Here is a 16842-nt window from a genome sequence, read left to right on the forward strand (position 1 = left end):
AGTCGCATAAGGCCGAAATGGTCACTTTCAAGCTATAAATATGGGTGGATACTAGCATATTCAAGGCTTAAGGGCTTTATTTAATGTTTTCAATAAACTGGCTTTTTGGTGAGTTAGCTTGAAAGTTAATCGAGATTTGTTGGTTTATTAGCCGCAAATGTCCATGGGTTGTAAATAGTGTTAGTTTTATCCCATTGTGAGAGTCAAAGATAAATAGAGCCTAGCATTCCGGCAGTGTATACTTTCGACTCAAAATAACATCATATGGGAAGCTGTATGCCCCACACTACCGACCCTATAACAGGGTTGAAGAAACGAACTTTGCCGTTAGTTGTCTTTTTTGCCACATTTTTGATGACGGTGTTGTGTTTTGTTTTGGTTGCGTTGAATCAAAATAGGTCTTTGAATGAGAATCTAGATAGCTTTGCACAGCATCAAACGCTCAGTTTAAAAGCGTTTATTGATAACGATGTTGCTTATATCGGTTCCGGTGCAAATTTTTTCTATTCTAATGATGTCGATAGTCGGGATCGATTTGATCGTTTTGCTCAGCAAACGATTAACGGTTCGAAAAGCCTGATCGGATTGCAGTGGATGCAAAAAGTAGCGGTAGAAGATCTTGCCGAGCACACCGCCAAAATGAAAGCTCAATACCCATCCTATAGAATGTTTACTATCCCTAAACATGGGCCAAAAACTTATGGTTATATCTTGGATGGCGAGCCCGTATTTATCGCGACAGATATATATCCGAATGATCCAGTGAACAACGGTGTTTTGGGTTTTTACTCTTCTCGTGAGCGGTTTAATCTGATCATTGATAACATTAAAAAAACACGTGAAGCGAATATTTCAGACAAAGTTCGTCTATTGCAAGATGGTTTAGACAGCAATACACCTAAGAGCGGAATGTTGGTTTACCACCCTGTGTTTGATGGTCAAACTGACAATTTGTTAGGGGTTGTGATTGGTGTTGTTCGTACCACATACTATTTTGAGAAACTTCTGGCATCTACTGTCGGCGATATGGACGTTTATGTGCGTGTTACCGATAGCGGTTTTGAAGCTGAAGATGCCCCGATAATGTTCGAAACCAATGGTTATGAAGCGGTAACTGGGCAGCACATTACAAAGACGATTACATTAACTAATCGTGAATGGATCATCGACTTCAAGATAGATGCATGTATTTCATTTAATGGTTACTTAGTGTTGGCGGGAATCGGCATAGTTGGTACTACTATCTCGTTACTGCTTGCTTATATTGTGAACCTGCAAATTCGAGAGAAAGAGCGCTTGTATCGAATGATTGATGAAAGAACAGAAGAACTTCGCTTTCTTGCCAATCATGACAGTTTAACGGAAATTTATAATCGCCGAGCTTTTAATAAGATGCTTGGTCAATCGATACAAAGCGATAAGCCGTTTAGCTTAATAGTGTTTGATGTTGATAAGTTTAAAGAGATCAATGATAAGTTTGGGCACCCAGCCGGTGATGCGTTACTTATCCATGTGATTAAGGTTATCTCAGTGAGCTTGAAGTCTGGAGATAACCTATTTCGGATGGGAGGGGATGAGTTCGGTATCATTTCGAGCATCACTGAACATGACTCATTGTCTCGCTATTTAGAATGTATTTTGGAGACGGTGAGTGAGTCTCATTGCGAGCATTCTGGCCAGCTATTGAGTTGTACTCTAAGCATCGGGGCTACCATCCGCACTAATGAAGACATTGAAGCGCTCCTTCAAAAAACTGACAGCATGTTATACCTAAGTAAGTCAAATGGCCGAAATCGAGTCACAATTGCAGGCTAAATGAGCACTTGATGCAACTGGGGTCGAGTTCTTTATTAGGCTCATGTACAATTTCACGAAATTTTTGACGAGAGAATTAGGCGACGTATGAATCACAATCGAGTGGTGTGTTTCGATTTGGAAATGTGCTGTTGGAGCGAAGACGGTGTAGGAACAACAGGGGAGATCATTGAAATTGGTCTTGCTGAGATCGATCTTGTATCTGGAACCATCGTGAAGCGCGCGCAATATTACGTTAAGCCCGAAAAAGACGAAGTCTCTCTATTCTGCGCCGAGTTAACGGGTATTACACCTCGTAAAATCGAAAAACAGGGTCGCCCATTAGAGTCTGTTATCAAGTCGATGATTAAGAACTTCGGTGGCCCAAAGAAAATCTATGCAGCGTGGGGACGTGACGACCTTATCTTACACAAAGAGTGTATTGAGAAAGGCATCGAACCGCCATTTAGCGAGTTCTTGAACATCGCCACACTTTATCGAGTTCAGAATCGATTGAAAGAGAAACGTATTGGTCACCGTGCTGCTCAAGAAGCGAAAAACATTGAGTGGGAAGGTCGTCAGCACTCTGGTTATGTTGACGCTTATAACTTGGCAAAGCTTGCGCTGACGATGTTGTGATCGTTTGTATTTCAGAGAGGCGCTTGGTTAAATACTGAAAGGTTAAACACTTAAAGTTAGCCTGAATCTTGTGAGTTATTAAAATGAAGAGCCACCTACTTATTAGGTGGTTTTTTTGTGCCTGTTATTTGAGGGTAATGACGATCCTCAAAAACCTAATTTCAACAAGTGGTTTATCAATAGTGAATGGCTACATCGCTTATTTTACGAGTGAATAATATTCGTTTGAAATTTAGCTTTTTAATTAATATTAAATCTCAGGTTTCGACCTTGATTGGGTAGGGCTAGGTGGTAGCGTTAGCTCACCCAAAACAAGGAGAATAGGATGAAGAACATTATTAAGTATGGATTGGCACTGGGGGCGCTAAGCGTAAGTGCGTTGGTTTCGGCACAACCCGTTGTATTGATAAACACTTTTTCAGTCGAGCCAGCCCATGAAGCCGCTACGTTAACGTATTGGGAAGATGCGCGAGACGTATTGGTGAAGCAACCAGGATATATCTCTACCAAATTGCACCGCTCGTTAAGCTCGGATGCGACATACCGTTTTATTAATGTTGCAGAGTGGGAAAGTAAAAAGCATTTCCATGATGCGATACAGGCGATGAGAAAAGAATTACCACCTTTAAAAATTGAAGGGGTTTCTGCTGACCCTAACTTGTATGAAATTATTCGCGACTAATTAGGAAGCCACCACAATGAAAACAACTCTAGGAACCTTTTTAGCTATTTTTAGCTTTCTATTTTCAGCCATTCTTTTTTCAACCCATGCCCACGCAGCGGCATACGGCGTGTCAGTGGCTTGGAAAACCGATGACGCCCAAGCCGTATTTGAAGCAATGCCTCATCAGAAAAAAGCATTTGCCAACCTGATTGATGCGGGCTTGGTCCACGATATGTTCGTATCACAAAGCTTTATTGGGGATAAAAAGTTTCCGATGATTAAGTTTGTGATTGAAGCGGACAGTGAGCAGCACGTTAGAGACTTGATTGGTAACTTACCATTCCAATTTAAAGAGCTTGTAGAGGTGACTGAAATCCGAGACATCGGTAATAAGTGGTTGAACACGGACGTAGCTTTCACAAACTACGCAGTAGAACTCGCTTGGAAAGAGCCTGAGAATCAATTCATTGTCGATGAGGTTATTAGCAAAGATTTACAAATGGTTGTCGATTGGAGTGCTCAAGGTGTGATTACGTCTGCTTATTTAAAACATCAAGAAATAGCAGAAGAGAAGCCAAACCAAAAAGCGATGATCAGGCCAGTCTATTCAATGGCAATATTGGCTAAAAACGAAGAGCAAGCGCGCGAAGTTGCCAATCAGTTGAATGCAGTAAAGTTAGGCTTCGCTGAAGTTATGGTAAGTGAACTTGGATTCAAACTGGAACTCTAATTTCGCTAGAACAGAATTGTGACCTCGTTTTTAGATTGCGTAACGACGAGGTTTTAATATAGGGCATGACCAGTTTAGAGTTAAACCTTGGCTATGTTCAAAGGTGAGTTAGTTTACGTGACTGACTCACTTTGTTGTTATTTTATATTGTTACTCGCTGAGCTTATATTTGGCTTAATTATTGGCTAAACTTGTCACTACTCTTTTCTATGTATGGTTTGCTATTAGTTCGACCAAACAAACACTTTTTTGATGACCTTTTTATTTATGAACACCTCGCGAAATGAACGCCAATAGCCATGAAAAAATCACCTTAGACGCTTCGGGCATCGAGTTGATTAATAACACACTCATTGATTCGGAATCTGGTAAGCGGGTCACCTTATCCCCCTCAGAAGGTCTGATCCTTGAGCATCTAGTGAAGAACAGCCCAAAAGCCGTTGGTCGAGACTTTTTACTTGAGCATTGCTGGCCGGGCAGGGTTGTGACGGGCAGTTCACTTAATGTCGCGGTTAAGAACATTCGCACTGCATTAAATTCGTTTGAGTGTGATTGCAAAATCTTAACGGTTCAAAAGGAAGGGTACAGCTTCAATGGTTTGAAACAGGTAGGTAGTTATTTATCGATGCCAACATCTACCGCTGAAGCGCATGTTGAAGCTGCGTTTTCAGAGAAAGGTGCCATCGTCGATGAGTTAACATCAGCGACACCGTTTAAGCCTTCTGGCATGAACCAACAAGCTGGGCAATCAAAGCAACAGGGTTCACTATCACGTCAGTTTAAGGCGAAGCACTTTATCGCTCGTCACCAATCTCGTATTGCCGGAATTGTAGTCAGCGCGCTTCTTCTCATGCTGTTTTATCAGTTTGCATTTTTTATAGATAAGAGTGCCTACCGAGGTATGGATGTTTATCACGACAGTTTGAATTTTGATGAAGCCGTCATAAAAGAGTTGGATACCGTGTCAGAGCTCGGTGTTGATTCGCTCTATCTGCATCGCATTGGCGTTGGGTGTCAAAATATCCAAGCCGTCGCCTTGATAAATGGACATTGGAGAGAGATAAGCCATCAGTTTAAAACTGTCTCTTGCGAAGGCGACAATAACAATGAGCGAGGGCAATAAGTATGAATCGTAAGTTTTGGATGCCTATCTTATTGACGCTGTTTGTGATTCTAAATGTAGGTCTGATCTCTGGGCTCGCAACCAAAAGTACCTATCGATTTTCTGCGGAATACCCGATGGTCGGGTGGGAGAGAATCTCGCTCCGATTGGAAAATGGTCGAGTCAAAATGCAGTACATTGGCTATGACATGGATGGGAATGTCGCTCAAACTAAGCAGATGTTTGGTGTGTTCTTGCGCTGGGGGAATCATTACTACCTTTATCAATTGGACCAGGATCAGGCCCAAGATAAGCAGACATTCAATATCAAGCACTTATACATTCAACAAACGGAAGGCAAGCGCAGTGTGTTGGTATCAAATCAGCGCGGTCTTTATGTCACTAAGAAGGGCACGCCGTTAGAGCTCAAAGGCATCATGCATGGCGATCGATTACGCTGATAGATACCGTCGGTTTAATCGATAGTTAACTGCCTAGTAGAGCTTTTTTGCTCTATTGACGGCCATTAACGCTATTGGTGCCATTAACACGATTAGCGACCATTAACACGATTAAAGAGCCTTTGGTTAGCTTTTACCGAGGACGTTCAGCTTAGTCTTGATAAAGTCACTGTGGTCAACGTAGAGCAGTTCCGCTGTTTTACGGATCACAGAATCTTCGATAGGGTCAATTTCTCCATCGGCATGCGCCACTTCCCACATTGCTTTGATTAAGTCGATTCTGACTGGCTGAGATAGGTCTCTGAGTTGTGATGTAAAGTCATACAGCGATACTGATTGCTCTACTTTCGGTTCTGCTTGCGCTAGCAGAACCTTTGCTTGTTCTTCATCTAAATCCAGCAAACGTTGCAGAAGCTGTAGCTTAGCGACTCTTTCTGATTCATTGATCTGATGGTCGGCTCCCGCGACTTCACACAATAAACTCGCAATGGCGACATTAGGTGATGCGCCTTGGTTTTTGCTTAGGTCCTGGCCTTCAATCAATTGTTTAAACATTGATGTGAGAGAATTGAACATAACGAGCTCCAGTTAAAATTTGTATCGGGTTCCGTAACGCTGATAGCTATCAACTATAACTACAACTATTGGGTCTACAGACTGTGATCGCAAGCGTCTTTACTAAAAACTGACATTACGGATAGGCGAGCGATAAGGAGCACTTTATCAATCTGGCTCTGGGAAACGGGTAATTTTACCATCACCACTGAGTGTCGTGATCGACTGTGGTTTACCATCCCCATCTAGCCTTAATTCCCCAATCGCACTGCGGTTTGAAAGGCGATAGAAGGTCTGATTATCAGGGCTTCGCTTTTCTATCTTCAAGCGCTTACGCTTGGTGAAATAGTTCAAAACTGAGCGAGGGCTGTATAATAGGCGGTCCCACACATCACAGAATTTAAGCAGCGAAGCAGGGAACTGATTTTTAATGCCACTACAGGTAATCTGATAGATGTTCGGACTGTTGCGACGATACCTAAGCTTGATATCGTAAGCAAAGGAGTAGTGAACATCACCAGAAAGCACTACGAAGTTGGTCGGTGTTTTGGTGTGGGTAAAGATACTGATCAGCGTATTGGCACTGCCCGGATGTGCCATCCAGTTTTCAGCGTCAATCACTAATGGCTTGCCGATTGTGGTCGCCATTTTTTGCAGTGTTTCAATAAACTTCACGCCAAACATAGGCGCAGCAGAAACGATGACCACTTTCTCTTGATGCAACAATTGATGTTGAAACTCAATTAAGGCCTCCCAGTCCATCAAACCCGAAGGCTTATTCATGCGAGACTCTGAACGCCAACGACGCGTTCGAGTATCCAACACAATGACTTTGGGTGAGGTGTCTATCGTGTAATGCCACTCTTCAAAGCGACTCAGCATCTCAATAAAGGCTTGATGCTTATCTGGCTCGATATTGCTAACAGAGTGAATAGTATTGCTATCATCGGCTTCATTATGCGCTTGTTTAGTAATGCGCGGTTGATCGACAAAAAGCTGTTTTCCTTGCTCGATAAACGTTTCGTCGAAACTCTCCGGTTTGTTACCCCAACCCTGACACATCCAGTAGGCCGCGAGCCCGTTACCAATGACTTGAGTTGCGAACTGGTTTTGGTCGACGGCATGTTCCCAGCCTACGGTAAGGTTCCAATCATCAGTCACATCGTGATCGTCGAAGATCATGTACGTTGGAATATGCGCGAACAGACGTTGCACTTGCGGCAAGCCAGCAATGAAATCATCCATGATGACGCTTTCATCACGCCACTGTTGCTGCTCAGTCGGTGTTAATTGGCGTCCACCTTGAGTGAAGTTATTCTCAATCAAACGTTCTCGATTGACGCATTGCCACAGTGTTGGAGACCAAACCAACAAGTACATCGCGATAAACTCAGACAGCGTGACCAAGTGGTTTTCACAATCGGTAGAACTAAAAATCGGCACGCCACGATTCGGGAATAACTTATCGATCATGGATTCTGAAACGGTGTGGTGCGGCAAATAATGATGACGCTGATATAAGTGATACTCACTGTTATACAGCGCGTCACTATTGTTGATTTGCTTAATTTGTGAGTCGGTCGGTAAGCTCTCACCAACAAGGCCAAGCAGTTGAATCACTTGCTGAATAGCATCAAGTGTTGGGCCTGCCACATGGTCAGCGTAGATCTGATCGCCGCTCATCATCAGTATGTCAGGTCTTTCAGCGACGGTTTGATCGGCGATCTTGTTATCGGCTGCGACTAGGCTGTCTTTGCTTGGATGATGCGGATTACGGCAAGAGCCATGCAGAATGTAATCAGCCGATGTAGATATTTTAAACTCAACGCGAGATTTACCGTTGTAAACAAGGTGAGGGGCGAGCTCTTTTAGTGAACCTGACTCTGTGTGAATGTCATATTCAAGAAGCGTATTAGTCGGAAACTCACCTTGTAAGCGAATTAGCGTTATCCACGCATGTGTACCGATTTGAATCGAATCATGCTCTTCAAGCGATGAGGTGTAAAACGGTTGGTCTTGCTCTACGTCAGAATACTCTTTTTCGTTAGAAAAGCCTGTTTCACGACTATGCTCAGTTTCTCGAATATAAAGATCAGCCCGGCCAACAAGAGACGAGCTGGTGGCTAACCAAAGTACCACTTCAGTCGCGGTGGTTTTTCTTAAAATGGGTCCGGCGAGTAACAGGGGAAGAGATGATGTCGTAGAGGGTTTCAATACGGTACCTAAAATCATTGGTGGTTAGTCGTCGTGGAGTTCTTTTGTTTCGAGCTTGTTCGTGTCTGGCTTTGTGGTTTCAAGCTTTGATGCTTCAAGTTCTACTGAGTCAGATTCTGTTGTTTTATGCTCTGCAATCTCAAACTCGAACGGTTCAAATTCTGTCATTTCAGATTCTGTTGATTCAAGCTCTGTTGATTCAAGTACTTCGATAACTTCCGAGCTAGAAAGTTCATGACCCATTAGAAATATTGCCAATAGGGCATCGGCTTTGGTCTTGGTATCGGAAGGCTCGTCTAACAACAGTTCGAGCTTTTCTCGAATCATAGCAATCTCGTGCTCAACAAAGCCACGGCCTTCTTCATCCCCTTGATTGTCTTCAGGGGCATTATCGAATTCAAGAAATAGCATGTCGCCGTCTAGGTTGGTATCCACCAAACGCTCAGGCAGCCATGCCTCACCCACAACAATATCTGGATCGGAATCTTTGGGTAACTGATCTATAATGTTTTGTAATTCGGAGACTTTCACAATACTTTCATTTAACCGAGAATATTCTACATTGTAACGGTCAATGTCGATCAAACCTAAAATTAGTTGGCTGGCATGGCCAATAAATGTCTATTCAGTAACACAATATTTATTACAAAGAGTAATTACACAAGAATGAAGCACAAATTTTCACCGAAGCTCATTTCGTATGGAGCGGTTTTATTAAGTAACGCTTTTTTAGGTAATAGCGTGGCGTGGGCTGCGGAAGAGCAAGAGTGGGGCATTGCCGCAATGTTCCGTACTGCGAGTATTCCTTACGACACGTCTGGCGGTGACCAATCGGTTAACTCGTTTGTACCGATGTTATTCTTCAAGAACGATTACGTGTTTATCGACGGCACTGAAATGGGCGCATACCTGTATCAAGCCGATGATGAAAAGTGGTCACTGAACGCTATTTCTCGTATGCGTTTTATTGATATTCCAGCTTCAGAGCAGAACGCCATTGAAGGTGATACCGCCGATTTCGGTGCTCAATTTACTTATCAACTTGATGAGCAATGGGCTGTTGAAACGGAGATCATGAGTGACAGTGAATACAACTTCCACGGTAACCTGCGTGCAAAAGCAAAATATGAAACGGGCGATTGGGAGTTCACTCCGAGTGCGACACTTCGTTACAAAAGCGCGGACTTCAATAGTGAGTACTATTCTTCGGCAGGCGAGTCGATTGGTGCGGGTGTAGACCTTAATGTTGGCGTTGAAGCGCGTTACCACGTGGTTTCAAACTTGTATTTATTGGGTTCAACCAGTGTCACTCGATTAGACGACAACGCCTACGACTCGTCGATAGTAGAAGACCGTTATCAAGGCGAACTTTACCTTGGCTTTGGTTTCTTTAACGACAAAGAGAAAGCACCGAAACCTAAGCTGAGCAATGCGCCGTATTTACGTGTCGCACACGGTTGGGCTACGCCATCCAATATTGGCGACATCATGAAGTTCAATAGAGAGAAAGACGAATACAACAACCAGTTGACCTCGTTCTTCTATGGCCACCCGTTAACCGATGAGATCTTCGGCTTCCCATTGGACATCTACTTAACGCCAGGTATCGCGCACCACTGGAGTTCAGAGGTTCAATCGAGTAGCACCGAGTACATTATTGCGATCAAAGCGTATTACACCTTTGATTGGCCAACCCAGTGGCGTGTTGGTGTGGCAGAAGGTATGTCTTACATCGATTCGATTACCTATATCGAAGGCTCTGAGATGGACCGTAAAGGTTACACAGCAAGCCATCTGTTGAATTACTTAGACTTCTCATTCGATGTAAACGTCGGCGACTTGATTGGTAAGAATGACTTGAACAATTTATGGTTCGGTTACTCATTGCATCACCGTTCTGCAATCTTTGAAAACGCATCCCAGTTCGGGCGTATCAAAGGCGGCAGTAACTACAACACCGTTTACTTCCAATATGAGTTCTAAGCGCAGTTTGTAACGGTGGCTTTTAGCCGTAGTTTACAAAGAACGACTTACATTTGACCTTGCTTTCATAGCCTTCGCTAGTGTTAGCTTAAAGAATCAGCCTGATAGCAAAAGGTTTTCCCTTTGTTGTCAGGCTTTTTTGTTTGAGACTTGTGGTACAATCGCGCGAGTTTAATAAGTACAAGAATAGGACACGCTTTGACTTCGTCTCCGGAAAAAGCAGACAACAACAAGAATGCAGCACAGCCGAGTTCTCCAAAGAACGAAGCGCAATCGAACAAACCTGCATCGAACCGACCTGCTAAGCATTTAAAAGCTAAACAACCAAAAACTAATCAACCAAAAGCTAAACCTGCCGATCATTCAGCAGCAGCCAATACAAAAGCATCTCAGAATAGCCCAGCCTCTCTTCGTAAAGCGCTCAACGAATGTATGATGCGCGATCGCTTCCGTTTGAGTAAGCGAATTGCTGGTGCGAGCAAAATTAAGAACGAACAATCTAAGCATGCTGTCTTTGATGAGATTGCGTTAGACATTGCTAAGTCGATGATGACGGCAACTCAGCGTGCTGCGCAAAAACCAACGATTGAATACCCAGAAATTCTCCCTGTTAGCCAAAAACGCGACGACATCGCGAAAGCCATCGCCGAAAACCAAGTGGTTATTGTGGCGGGTGAAACGGGTTCGGGTAAAACCACTCAGTTACCAAAAATCTGTTCTGAGCTTGGCCGCGGCCGCTTTGGCTTAATTGGTCACACTCAGCCTCGTCGTCTTGCGGCGCGTTCGGTTGCGAACCGTATTGCTGAAGAGATGGAAACACAGCTTGGTGAGTTCGTTGGTTATAAGGTTCGATTCAACGACCAGATTTCTGACAACACCCAAATCAAATTGATGACCGACGGTATTCTACTGGCGGAAATTCAACACGACAGATTCTTAAATCAGTACGACACCATCATCATCGATGAAGCACACGAACGTAGCCTGAACATCGATTTCATCATGGGTTACCTGAAAGAGTTGCTGCCAAAGCGTCCTGATCTTAAAGTTATCATTACATCGGCGACCATCGATCCAGAGCGTTTCTCGAAGCACTTTAACAATGCACCGATCATTGAAGTATCAGGTCGAACGTACCCTGTAGATACGCGTTACCGCCCATTAGGTGGTGATGAAAGTGATTCAGACCGTGACCAAATCGAAGGCATTTTTGAAGCCGTAGATGAGCTGTGTGATGAAGGGCAAGGCGATATCTTGATCTTCATGAACGGTGAGCGAGAGATTCGTGATACCGCAGATGCATTAAGTAAACGTAACCTGCGTGATACTGAAATTGTTCCGCTCTACGCACGTCTATCGGCGGGCGAGCAGAACCGGATCTTCCAGTCTCACACTGGTCGACGCATCGTTCTGGCAACCAACGTGGCAGAAACCTCGTTAACAGTGCCGGGCATCAAGTACGTAATCGATCCGGGTACAGCACGTATTAGCCGATACAGCTACCGCACCAAAGTACAACGCCTACCGATTGAGCCAGTATCTCAAGCGAGTGCTAACCAGCGTAAAGGTCGTTGTGGTCGTGTGGTAGAAGGTATCTGTATTCGTCTGTACTCAGAGGAAGATTTCGAGTCACGCCCAGAGTTTACTGATCCAGAGATTCTTCGTACCAACCTAGCGTCTGTAATCCTTCAGATGACAGCGCTTGGCTTAGGCGACATTCAAGCATTCCCATTTGTTGAAGCGCCAGATAAGCGCAACATTCAAGATGGTGTAAGGCTGCTTGAAGAGCTTGGTGCGATCGCGACTGTTGAACCATCAGCGAATAAAAACAAGAATCATGGCGACGATAAGAAGAAGCTAACAGCAATTGGTCGTAAGCTAGCGAAGTTACCTATCGATCCACGTTTAGCGCGTATGGTGATTGAAGCGCCACGCAACCGCTGTTTGCATGAAGTGATGGTTATTGCGTCTGCGTTGTCGATTCAAGATCCACGTGAGCGTCCGTCAGACAAGCAACAATCGTCTGACGACAAGCACAAACGCTTCTTCGATAAAGAATCTGATTTCATCACGTTTGTGAACCTATGGGATTACATCAAGCAGCAGCAAAAAGCGCTGTCGAGTAACCAGTTCCGCAAACAGTGTAAGCAGGATTACCTGAACTATTTACGTATTCGTGAATGGCAAGATGTGTACTTCCAAATTCACCAAGCGATGCGTGAATTGGATACCAAGCTGAACACTGAACCGGGTAGCTACGATGGCATTCACATGTCTTTGCTATCAGGTCTGCTTTCGCACATCGGTATGAAAGACCAAGAGAAGAATGAATATCAAGGTGCTCGTAACGCACGCTTCCATATATTCCCTGCGTCTGGCTTATTCAAGAAGCAGCCTAAGTGGATCATGTCTGCTGAGCTGGTGGAAACCTCAAAACTATGGGGTCGTGTTATCGCTAAAATTCAACCTGAATGGATTGAACCGCTAGCGAAACACCTCATTAAACGTAGCTACAGCGAACCACATTGGTCGAAGAAGCAAGCGGCGGTAATGGCACACGAAAAAGTGATGCTTTACGGAATCCCAATCATTCCAAAACGCTTAGTTAACTACGGCGCGATTGATGCAACCATCAGCCGTGAGTTGTTTGTACGCAGTGCACTTGTAGAAGGTGAGTGGGAAACCAAGCACGCTTTCTTCAAGCAGAACCGCAAGCTACTGCAAGAAGTGGAAGAGCTTGAGCATAAATCGCGTCGTCGTGACATCTTAATCGACGATGATGAGTTGTTCGATTTCTATGACCAACGTGTTGGTGAAGAGGCAGTTTCTGGCCGTCATTTCGATACATGGTGGAAAAAGACTAGCCAGAAAACACCAGAGCTACTCAACTTTGAAAAGTCGATGCTGTTCAGAGGCGATGCTAGCCACGTTACCGATTTGGATTACCCGAACTTCTGGCACCAAAACGGTATCAAGCTGAAGCTGAGCTACCAATTTGAGCCGGGCGACGACAACGATGGTGTAACGGTACACATTCCGTTACCTATCTTGAACCAGATCGACCAGAACGGCTTTGACTGGCAGATCCCGGGTCTACGTCAAGAGCTAGTGATTAGCCTGATTAAGTCGTTACCTAAAACGCTACGCCGTAACTTTGTACCTGCGCCAAACTACGCGGATGCATTCTTGGCACGTGTGACACCACTTGAAGCACCGTTATTGGATTCTCTTGAGAAAGAGCTTCGCCGCATGACGGGTGTGGAAGTGGTGCGTGATGACTGGAAGTTAGACCAGATTCCAGAGCACTTAAAGGTAACATTCCGCGCTGTAGATCATCGAAAGCGTAAGCTGAAAGAACAGAAAGACCTGCATGAACTTAAAGAGAGCCTGAAAGACAAAGTTCAAGAAACGCTTTCTAAAGTCGCAGATGATGACATTGAGCAGCAGAACCTGCACACGTGGAGCTTTGGTGAGCTACCAAAAGTCTATCAACAGAAGCGCGGCGGCTACGATGTTAAAGCCTTCCCTGCGCTGGTGGATACCAAAGACAGCGTAGAGATCAAACTGTTCGAAACCGAGCAAGAGCAGATCTCGGCAATGAAATCGGGTCAGCGTCGTTTAATCTTGTTGAACGTGCCATCGCCGATCAAATATTTGCACTCGAACCTACCGAACAAATCGAAACTTGGCTTGTACTTCAATCCATACGGACAGGTGCTTGATTTAATCGATGACTGTATCGCTTGTGGTATTGATAAGCTAATTGAAGAGAAGGGCGGTTTGGTTTGGGAACCAGAGCAGTTTGAAGCACTGAAAGAACACGTACGTGCAGAGTTAGGCGATACGGTTGTTGAGATTGCTCAACAGGTAGAAACTATTCTAACTACGGCGTTCAGTATCAGTAAGAAGCTGAAGGGCCGCGTAGATCTTTCGATGGCATTTGCACTTTCAGACATCAAAGCTCAGGTAGAAGGTTTGATTTTTAAGGGGTTTGCCACAGAATGCGGGTGGAAACGCTTGCCGGATATTCTACGCTATATGAAAGCTATTGAGCGTCGAATGGAAAAACTGCCGATTGACCCTAACAAAGATCGCCTACATATGATCAAAGTTGAGTCGGTAATGAATGATTACAAAGAATTGCTGAATAAAATTCCAAAAGGGATCGCGGTTCCAGAAAATGTAAAAGAGGTGCGTTGGATGATTGAAGAGCTTCGTGTAAGCTTCTTCGCACAGCAGCTCGGTACGCCTTACCCAGTATCAGATAAGCGTGTTAAAAACGCGATTGATGCTTGCTAAAGGAATAAAGCTAGACGCAATAGCAAGGTTTGGGTATAAATCTTGCTTATTGCATTACTAATTGAATAGTTATTACATACAGGGCGACTTGGTGGCAATTTATTACCACTCAAGGCCTGCCACTAGGACGAAAAAGGTCGAATATGAAAAAAACGTTATTGGCATTAGCACTACTAGGTGCATCTTCAACAGCAATGGCTGATTCTTGGTTGTACGGTGGTGTAATGGGTGGTCAAAACTCATTAGGCAATAAAGAAGAGACAGCGATGGGTATCCACGTAGGTACTGGTATTCTTCCATTAATCGGCGTTGAAGCGGGTTATTGGGATCTTGGTTCTTTCGGCAGCGTTAATTACGGCAACCGCGATCTTAAGAATTTAGACGCAAGCACTGCTTACCTAGCGATTAAACCAAGCATCGATTTTGGTCCTCTTCACGTATACGCGAAGGGTGGTCTTCACTCTTACGAGCTTAAAGCTGATGGCTTCAAGCAAGACGATGTTGATATCATGTACGGTGTAGGCGCTGAATACTTCATCTTTGGTCCACTATCTGTAGGCGCTAGCTACCAAAACTTCAAAATGAAAGATGACGACTCTGGCGTATTCACGCTAAACGCAACTATCCACCTACTGTAATTACTTGCAGTCAGTGACAGACGTACCGTTGGTCACGGATATTTGTAGAGTTCGTAAGAATTCGTAAAAAATGCCAGCTTGATAGCTGGCATTTTTGTATCTGTTAACCGTGTAATCGCTACTCTGTTTTCTTATAACAGATAGTAAGCGGATGGTTATTTTTTACTGTTGAGAATACGCTGAATTCTTGGGTTAATCGCTTTACCGTGTTTACTTTCGTACTCTTCGCGTTTTAAATCGTTCAGGTTCTTTACAGAGTTAGCGGCAAGAAGGAATTCTGGTAACTCAGTTTCAAGCATGCCTTTCTCATCTAAACGTTTCGCTTCCAAGTAATACTTCTTGAACAGGCCATCGAGTTTGTTTTCAGCCGTACGCTTTAAATCGTACAGTTTATTCTGGATTAACCATTGCTCAATCTTATTATCTGCAGAGCGTGACAACACTCGAATACGGCTATCCAACAACTCTTCTTCAGTCAAAGAATCTTTCAGGATCCAAAGCTCACCCATTTGCGGCGGCCAACTGTTGCCAAGTTGAATACGTTCATGACAGTGCATTAGCACGCGGTTAAGGCCGTCTGAATCGACTGAGTTAGCAAATTCAATAAACTTGCCGCTCGGCTCGCTCCCGTATTGGTATTCCCATTGTGTTTCGTAAACGCTCAAGAAAGAGCCAAATACGTGAATACACCAATCGGTTAGTTCCAGCTCTGCAGGATCTTGATCAACAACAGGCACTTGTTGAGACGCACCAGAATCCGCAGCTTGTGCAGCCGCTACTTTCACTTCGGTACTTTGCGCTTCAATCACTTCAGGTACTAATGGACCTGTAGCGTCAGGTACAACAGGTTGAGCTGGCTCAGAAGGTTGGCTTTTTGCCTTTTTGAATGAGCTGCTGCCTGAAGCGTTCAGATGGGCTAAGCTTTTGTCTATACCCATTTCCTTTAGCTTGTCCTGCATTTCCTGAATATTGAGAGGTCTTCTGCTGTTGTTGTCTTTCATTTTGCTTCTCGTTAACTAGCCAGTACTGCAGCTTGGATTCAATCCGAGATAGTGGCATTAATTCATTAGCTTTGGCTTTATACCAAAGGACAAATTTCTTCCATACTAAACTATGGTCACCGGCCAAGCCGGAGAATTTAAACGCACGTTCTGCCCATGATGGGATCTCTTCTTCGTTGAGATCATGAGTAGAAACGGTGTTGCTGTTCATTGAGCCTCGGCCTTGTGGGCGAGGAGCATATTGCGTGTTTTGCATTGGTGCCGGAGCAGGCTGAAACTTGGGTGCAGGTGCAGGTGCAGTAGAGTAAACCGGAATACTATTGACCGGTTGAGTTTCAACTTGAACCGCAGCTTGCTCTTGCTCAATGAGCATTTTGAAAACGTGTATCTCTTTCTTGTCTCGATAATCTACTTTTACTTTATCGAGGAAACCTTGGTCGACTAGACACTTAAGGCAATCGGCTAAACCGAACGTCGAGAGAGCACAAAGTTGACTTGCTGATTGCAGGCACACATTGGTGAAACCGAACTCATCAGCACCATCTGCAAGCATCAATAAAACCAGTTTTTCTGCTGGGCTAGAAGTATTCACTTGCCAAGCTAAATAAGAATATTTGGCGCTCAATATCGTGTTCTCAAAAAGGTAAGTCGTTGTCACTATTGTAAGTCACCCCTTACCGAATTTATAGCAACTTAACAGAAAACGACATTAGTAAGCCAAATATTGACCATAAGGAGAGGTCTGCCCCAAAAAGTAAGCCT

At 44.1% G+C, this 16842-nt stretch carries 14 protein-coding genes; 9 read left to right on the top strand and 5 right to left on the bottom strand.

Translation table 11 applies throughout. The features are described from left to right. Positions 1–276 precede the first annotated feature (276 nt). The 6 genes from AC3CH3_RS06360 (at position 277) to AC3CH3_RS06385 (ending at position 5390) form a co-directional block, all read left to right on the top strand. On the top strand, positions 277–1815 hold the full coding sequence (locus AC3CH3_RS06360; protein ID WP_114633305.1) for a sensor domain-containing diguanylate cyclase: 1539 nt from the start codon (positions 277–279) through the stop codon (positions 1813–1815). Between the two features lie 87 nt (positions 1816–1902). Further along, a complete protein-coding gene (locus AC3CH3_RS06365) occupies positions 1903–2433 on the top strand; it encodes a 3'-5' exonuclease (protein WP_004734743.1) in 531 nt (176 codons plus the stop codon). 325 nt (positions 2434–2758) lie between these two features. Next, positions 2759–3115, top strand: coding sequence for an antibiotic biosynthesis monooxygenase family protein (locus AC3CH3_RS06370; protein ID WP_004734744.1), 357 nt, complete (start codon positions 2759–2761; stop codon positions 3113–3115). A 16-nt stretch (positions 3116–3131) separates the two neighbouring features. Next, positions 3132–3827, top strand: coding sequence for a hypothetical protein (locus tag AC3CH3_RS06375; RefSeq protein ID WP_004734745.1), 696 nt, complete (start codon positions 3132–3134; stop codon positions 3825–3827). Between the two features lie 418 nt (positions 3828–4245). Next, the gene (locus tag AC3CH3_RS06380) at positions 4246–4950 is read left to right on the top strand and encodes a winged helix-turn-helix domain-containing protein (protein ID WP_488538157.1); all 705 of its coding nucleotides are present in this window, start codon (positions 4246–4248) and stop codon (positions 4948–4950) included. A gap of 2 nt (positions 4951–4952) precedes the next feature. Next, complete coding sequence (locus AC3CH3_RS06385; RefSeq protein WP_171307716.1) at positions 4953–5390, top strand: hypothetical protein; 438 nt, start codon at positions 4953–4955, stop codon at positions 5388–5390. A 126-nt stretch (positions 5391–5516) separates the two neighbouring features. Here the strand turns inward: AC3CH3_RS06385 and AC3CH3_RS06390 are convergent, their stop codons facing one another. The 3 genes from AC3CH3_RS06390 to AC3CH3_RS06400 form a co-directional block, all read right to left on the bottom strand. After that, the gene (locus tag AC3CH3_RS06390; protein ID WP_146458138.1) at positions 5517–5966 is read right to left on the bottom strand and encodes a tellurite resistance TerB family protein; all 450 of its coding nucleotides are present in this window, start codon (positions 5964–5966) and stop codon (positions 5517–5519) included. Between the two features lie 147 nt (positions 5967–6113). Continuing rightward, on the bottom strand, positions 6114–8177 hold the full coding sequence (locus tag AC3CH3_RS06395) for a metallophosphoesterase family protein (protein WP_488537990.1): 2064 nt from the start codon (positions 8175–8177) through the stop codon (positions 6114–6116). 6 nt (positions 8178–8183) lie between these two features. After that, the gene (locus tag AC3CH3_RS06400) at positions 8184–8744 is read right to left on the bottom strand and encodes a VC1380 family protein (protein WP_488537991.1); all 561 of its coding nucleotides are present in this window, start codon (positions 8742–8744) and stop codon (positions 8184–8186) included. A gap of 81 nt (positions 8745–8825) precedes the next feature. On the opposite strand from AC3CH3_RS06400, the gene AC3CH3_RS06405 reads away from it, so the two are divergent. The 3 genes from AC3CH3_RS06405 to AC3CH3_RS06415 all read left to right on the top strand — a co-directional run bounded on the left by AC3CH3_RS06405 (position 8826) and on the right by AC3CH3_RS06415 (position 15079). Next, complete coding sequence (locus AC3CH3_RS06405) at positions 8826–10142, top strand: MipA/OmpV family protein (protein ID WP_171314631.1); 1317 nt, start codon at positions 8826–8828, stop codon at positions 10140–10142. A gap of 198 nt (positions 10143–10340) precedes the next feature. Beyond that, positions 10341–14441 (top strand): ATP-dependent RNA helicase HrpA, encoded by a 4101-nt coding sequence (gene hrpA, locus AC3CH3_RS06410; RefSeq protein WP_488537992.1) that lies wholly within the window; start codon positions 10341–10343, stop codon positions 14439–14441. Between the two features lie 143 nt (positions 14442–14584). Further along, positions 14585–15079 (top strand): outer membrane beta-barrel protein, encoded by a 495-nt coding sequence (locus AC3CH3_RS06415; protein WP_010441347.1) that lies wholly within the window; start codon positions 14585–14587, stop codon positions 15077–15079. A gap of 155 nt (positions 15080–15234) precedes the next feature. On the opposite strand, the gene AC3CH3_RS06420 is transcribed toward AC3CH3_RS06415, so the two are convergent. Continuing rightward, positions 15235–16017: a hypothetical protein gene (locus AC3CH3_RS06420; protein ID WP_102321035.1), complete on the bottom strand. Its 783-nt coding sequence runs from the start codon at positions 16015–16017 to the stop codon at positions 15235–15237. Next, the gene (locus AC3CH3_RS06425; protein WP_488537993.1) at positions 15938–16738 is read right to left on the bottom strand and encodes a hypothetical protein; all 801 of its coding nucleotides are present in this window, start codon (positions 16736–16738) and stop codon (positions 15938–15940) included. Before AC3CH3_RS06425 ends, AC3CH3_RS06420 begins: the two co-directional genes overlap by 80 nt. Between the last annotated feature and the right edge of the window lie 104 nt (positions 16739–16842).

It is taken from the genome of Vibrio sp. QJM3NY_35, from assembly GCF_057785915.1.